3 tRNA genes and 3 rRNA genes are annotated in these 5,886 nt (G+C 50.9%); all 6 read right to left on the reverse strand.

The window, feature by feature from the left end:
- Window positions 1-77 precede the first annotated feature (77 nt).
- Window positions 78-190, reverse strand: a 5S ribosomal RNA gene (rrf, locus tag HMPREF0658_RS10525).
- 182 nt (window positions 191-372) lie between these two features.
- A 23S ribosomal RNA gene (locus HMPREF0658_RS10530) occupies window positions 373-3,285 on the reverse strand.
- 184 nt (window positions 3,286-3,469) lie between these two features.
- Window positions 3,470-3,543, reverse strand: a tRNA-Ala gene (locus HMPREF0658_RS10535).
- Window positions 3,544-3,582: 39 nt separating this feature from the next.
- Window positions 3,583-3,656 (reverse strand) — tRNA-Ala (locus tag HMPREF0658_RS10540).
- Between the two features lie 132 nt (window positions 3,657-3,788).
- Window positions 3,789-3,862: transfer RNA gene (locus HMPREF0658_RS10545), tRNA-Ile, on the reverse strand.
- A 181-nt stretch (window positions 3,863-4,043) separates the two neighbouring features.
- Window positions 4,044-5,573: ribosomal RNA gene (locus tag HMPREF0658_RS10550) — 16S ribosomal RNA — on the reverse strand.
- Together the 16S, 23S and 5S rRNA genes with 3 tRNA genes alongside form the textbook arrangement of a ribosomal RNA operon.
- Between the last annotated feature and the right edge of the window lie 313 nt (window positions 5,574-5,886).

Below are 5,886 nucleotides of genomic sequence, written 5' to 3' on the forward strand. Positions count from 1 at the left end.
GGTTATCGTTATCTTTATCTTATCTACAAAGAAAAAGGAGTTCATCTGACGAATCAGATGAACTCCTCTGTATGAAAAAAAGGCGGTCTCCTACTCTCCCGCATTGCTGTGCAGTACCATCGGCGCAGTCGGGCTTAACTTCTCTGTTCGGAATGGGAAGAGGTGGGACACCGACGCAATAACCACCTGATGTGGGGTTTGACATGTGTCACAAGCGAGCCTGCGGGGGATTTCCTTATTCCTTATCCCATCAATGATGGGGGGAAGGGAGGTCTGTGCCGCAGGGGCTATAACTTACAACCGTACTGATACGGTCATTTCCTCTCTCTCTGCCAGAGAGAGGGGGAACAACTGAAAGCAGGAGCGGCGGTGTTTGGAAAGTTTCGGGCAATTAGTAGTGCTTGGCTTTGACGTCGCCGTCTTTACACCTGCACCCTATCAACGTCCTCGTCTCGGACGACCCTCATGAGGAGTTCTCATCTTGCGGTGGGCTTCGCACTTAGATGCTTTCAGCGCTTATCCACTCCAGACTCAGCTACCCGGCGGTGCACCTGGCGGCACAACCGGTCAACCGGAGGTCTGTCCATCACGGTCCTCTCGTACTAGTGACAGGGCCACGCAAAACTCCTGCGCCCACGATAGATAGAGACCGAACTGTCTCACGACGTTCTGAACCCAGCTCGCGTGCCACTTTAATGGGCGAACAGCCCAACCCTTGGGACCTTCTCCAGCCCCAGGATGTGACGAGCCGACATCGAGGTGCCAAACCACCCCGTCGATATGAGCTCTTGGGGGGGATCAGCCTGTTATCCCCGGAGTACCTTTTATCCTTTGAGCGATGCAGTTTCCATACACTTGCACCGGATCACTATGCCCCAGTTTCCTGTCTGATCGGCATGTCTGCCTCCCAGTCAAGCGCCCTTATGCCATTGCACTCTAATGGGCCGGTTACCAATCGGCCTGAGGGCACCTTTGGAAGCCTCCGTTACGCTTTTGGAGGCGACCACCCCAGTCAAACTGCCCACCAAGCAGTGTCCCCGCACATTGCGGGTTAGACCTCAGACAGCCAAAGGGCCGTATTTCAAGGATGGCTCCACACGGGCTGGCGCCCGCGCTTCTAAGCCTCCGGCCTATCCTACACATCGGATGACCAAGGTCAATGCTAAGCTGCAGTAAAGGTTCACGGGGTCTTTTCGTCCCATCGCGGGTAATCGGCATCTTCACCGATACTACAATTTCACTGAGATCATGGTTGAGACAGCGTCCGGATCATTACACCATTCGTGCAGGTCGGAACTTACCCGACAAGGAATTTCGCTACCTTAGGACCGTTATAGTTACGGCCGCCGTTTACCGGGGCTTCAATTCAAACCTTCGAACTTACGCTCTGAGCTCTCCTCTTAACCTTCCGGCACCGGGCAGGTGTCAGGCTGTATACATCATCTTTCGAGTTTGCACAGCCCTGTGTTTTTGTTAAACAGTTGCCTGGACCTATTCTCTGCGCCTCGCCTTGCGACGAGGACCCCTTATCCCGAAGTTACGGGGTCAATTTGCCTAGTTCCTTAACCATGAATCTCTCAACGCCTTAGTATGTTCTACCCGACTACGTGTGTCCGTTTACGGTACGGGTGCCGCATGGATGAAGCTTAGCGGATTTTCTCGGGAGTTTGATTACCCACGCTATTGCGCTCTTCCGAGGAAGAGCACATACTCTCGAAGTTCAACTCAAAGGGTGGATTTGCCTGCCCTTCTCTACGTCTACATTCTTTAACGGAGCATTCCGTCGCTCCGCGGTGGTGTCACGCCTCCGTCTCCACATCGCTCCATACGGCAGTAAGGGAATATTAACCCTTTCTGCCATCGGCCTCGCCATTCGGCTGAGCCTTAGGACCCGACTGACCCCGGGATGATTGACATTGCCCGGGAAACCTTAGTCTTACGGCGGGAGGGAATCTTACCCTCCTTATCGTTACTTATACCTACATTTGCTTTTCCATCTGCTCCAGCGGTGATCGTCTCACCGCATTCAACGCCGATGGAATGCTCCCCTACCGATACTTTTAATATACATTACTATCCCGCGTCTTCGGTGTCTGCCTTATACCCGATTATTATCCATGCCCAGACCCTCGACCAGTGAGCTGTTACGCACTCTTTAAATGAATGGCTGCTTCCAAGCCAACATCCTGGCTGTCGCGGGGACCGGACTTCGTTAGACTAACTCAGGCAGAACTCCGGGACCTTAGACGGCGGTCCGGATTCTTCTCCTCTCGGGGACGGACCTTAGCACCCGCCCCCTTACTGCACAGCTTCTGACCACAAGCATTCGGAGTTCGTCAGGACTTGATAGGCGGTGAAGCCCTCGCGTCCTATCGGTCGCTCTACCTCTTGAGGTAAACACTGTACGCGGCACCTAAATGCCTTTCGGGGAGTACGAGCTATCTCCAAGTTTGATTGGCCTTTCACTCCTACACACATCTCATCGGGAAGCTTTTCAACGCTTATCCGTTCGGACCTCCATCCCGTGTTACCGGGACTTCATCCTGGACATGTGTAGATCACTTGGTTTCGCGTCTACCACTACCAACTAAAACGCCCTATTCAGGCTCGCCTTCACTACGGATACGCGACTCATGTCGCTTAACCTCGCTGGTAACGGTAACTCGTAGGTTCATTATGCAAAAGGCACGCCGTCACATATAAAATATGCTCCGACCGCTTGTAGGCGCATGGTTTCAGGTACTATTTCACTCTTCTCAAATCGAAGTGCTTTTCACCTTTCCCTCACGGTACTGGTTCGCTATCGGTCTCACAGGAGTATTTAGCCTTACCGGATGGTCCCGGCGGATTCGCGCAGAATTTCACGTGTTCCGCGTTACTCAGGATACCGCTATGTCTTCTCTGGCTTCGAATACGGGATTATCACCCTCTGTGATTCCTCTTTCCAAAGGATTCTTCTCACCATCAAAAGTACAATAACGCGGTCCTACAACACCGCAGTTGCGTTGCCACAACAACGGTTTGGGCTCCTCCCCGTTCGCTCGCCACTACTAAGGGAATCATTCTTTTATTTTCTTCTCCTCGGGGTACTAAGATGTTTCAGTTCCCCCGGTTCGCCTCACTGCCAGTGCAGTGATACCTGCCCTTCAGACAGGTGGGTTGTCCCATTCGGAAATCCGCGCATCAATGGGTATTTGCACCTACACGCAGCTTATCGCAGCTTATCACGTCCTTCATCGCCTCTGTGAGCCAAGGCATCCGCCATGCGCCCTTCATTACTTTCTCGACCAGATGCCATCCATACATCCTACTCTCAATTCCTGTCAAAAAAATCGAGAACAGATATGCTAAACAACATCATGCTCATACTTTCAGCTGTCATCTCAGAATTAGTATCATACTAAGTTTTAAGTTACAGTTTCGCTTGTGTCAATATGTCAAAGAACTTTATGCGCGTATAACGCTCATGTGGAGAATAACGGATTCGAACCGTTGACCCCCTGCTTGCAAAGCAGGTGCTCTAGCCAGCTGAGCTAATCCCCCTTATACCTAAGGGAATCATCAAAACAAGAATACCAAACGTGGAGAATAACGGGCTCGAACCGTTGACCTCTTGCATGCCATGCAAGCGCTCTAGCCAACTGAGCTAATCCCCCAATCACTCACCTTACTGTCTGTACACATTGCCTACGGCTATGTGTAGTCCCAGACTTGCTGCCTGTACACATTGCCTGCGGCTATGTGTAGTCCCAGACTTGCTGCCTGTACACATTGCCTGCGGCTATGTGTAGTCCCAGGCAGACTTGAACTGCCGACCTCCACATTATCAGTGTGGCGCTCTAACCAACTGAGCTATAGGACTCCGAACAGATTCAAAACCCAAGCCTGAAAACAGCACCAGAGTATTGGTATCTTATATCTTCCATCTATAAAGAAAATATAGATACAAAACAGACAAATATAGTACAAGATAAAAGAAAACAAAAAGTTACCAACTCTTATCCTTATACAAAAATAGATAAATACATCCAGCACCACTCCAGAAAGGAGGTGTTCCAGCCGCACCTTCCGGTACGGCTACCTTGTTACGACTTAGCCCCAATCACCGGTTTCACCCTAGGCCGACCCTCGCGGTCACGGACTTCAGGCGCCCCCGGCTTTCATGGCTTGACGGGCGGTGTGTACAAGGCCCGGGAACGTATTCACCGCGCCATGGCTGATGCGCGATTACTAGCGAATCCAGCTTCGTGGGGTCGGGTTGCAGACCCCAGTCCGAACTGAGACGCACTTTCAAGATTAGACCGTATTTACATACAACCAACTCTCTGTATGCGCCATTGTAACACGTGTGTAGCCCCGGACGTAAGGGCCGTGCTGATTTGACGTCATCCCCACCTTCCTCACACCTTACGGTGGCAGTATCTACAGAGTGCCCGGCATTACCCGATGGCAACTATAAAAAGGGGTTGCGCTCGTTATGGCACTTAAGCCGACACCTCACGGCACGAGCTGACGACAACCATGCAGCACCTCCACCGGCGCCCCGAAAGGCCTCATCATCTCTGAATCGTTCGCCGGCAGTTCAAGCCCGGGTAAGGTTCCTCGCGTATCATCGAATTAAACCACATGTTCCTCCGCTTGTGCGGGCCCCCGTCAATTCCTTTGAGTTTCACCGTTGCCGGCGTACTCCCCAGGTGGGATGCTTAACGCTTTCGCTAAGTCACTGATATATATATACCAACAACGAGCATCCATCGTTTACCGCGCGGACTACCAGGGTATCTAATCCTGTTCGATACCCGCGCTTTCGAGCATCAGCGTCAGTAGTGAGACAGTAAGCTGCCTACGCAATCGGAGTTCCTCGTGATATCTAAGCATTTCACCGCTACACCACGAATTCCGCCTACTTACAACACACTCAAGTCTTCCAGTTCGCGCTGCACATCACCGGTTGAGCCGGTACATTTCACAACACGCTTAAAAAACAGCCTACGCTCCCTTTAAACCCAATAAATCCGGATAACGCCAGAACCTTCCGTATTACCGCGGCTGCTGGCACGGAATTAGCCGGTCCTTATTCATGCGATACCTGCAAACACCCACACGTGGGTAACTTTATCCTCGCATAAAAGCAGTTTACAACCCATAAGGCCGTCATCCTGCACGCTACTTGGCTGGTTCAGGCTCTCGCCCATTGACCAATATTCCTCACTGCTGCCTCCCGTAGGAGTCTGGACCGTGTCTCAGTTCCAGTGTGGGGGACCTTCCTCTCAGAACCCCTACCGATCGTTGCCTCGGTGAGCCGTTACCTCACCGACTAGCTAATCGGACGCATCCCCATCCATTACCGCTAAACCTTTCGTCTACTGCTGATGCCATTGGAAGACTACATACGGGATTAGGCCGACTTTCATCGGGTTATACCGTGGTAATAGGCAGGTTGGATACGTGTTACTCACCCGTGCGCCGGTCGCCATCAGAGATTGCAAGCAATCCCCATGCTGCCCCGCGACTTGCATGTGTTAAGCCTGTAGCTAGCGTTCATCCTGAGCCAGGATCAAACTCTACATTGTAAAATATATTCTACCTACAAATACACGAAAATACACAAAACAACGTCCATGCATCAACATACATACATCCGTAGGTAATAAATCTGATTAAAAAGAATATCCGAAGACATCCCTTAAATGTGGCCCAAAGATACACCTAAATCTATTCAAGTATTAAAGATAAAACCACGTCCATCACAAAAATGAACACAGAAAAAGACAGTGACTCTTCATCTTCCCGTATCCCGCATCGATTCAACAACACAGAATACATCTTGTACTACTTGTCTATTGTATCATTACATTTCAAAGAACTCATCTAAACAACGCTCAT

This window comes from Hoylesella marshii DSM 16973 = JCM 13450, assembly GCF_000146675.1.
In the GTDB taxonomy this organism is placed as follows: domain Bacteria; phylum Bacteroidota; class Bacteroidia; order Bacteroidales; family Bacteroidaceae; genus Prevotella; species Prevotella marshii.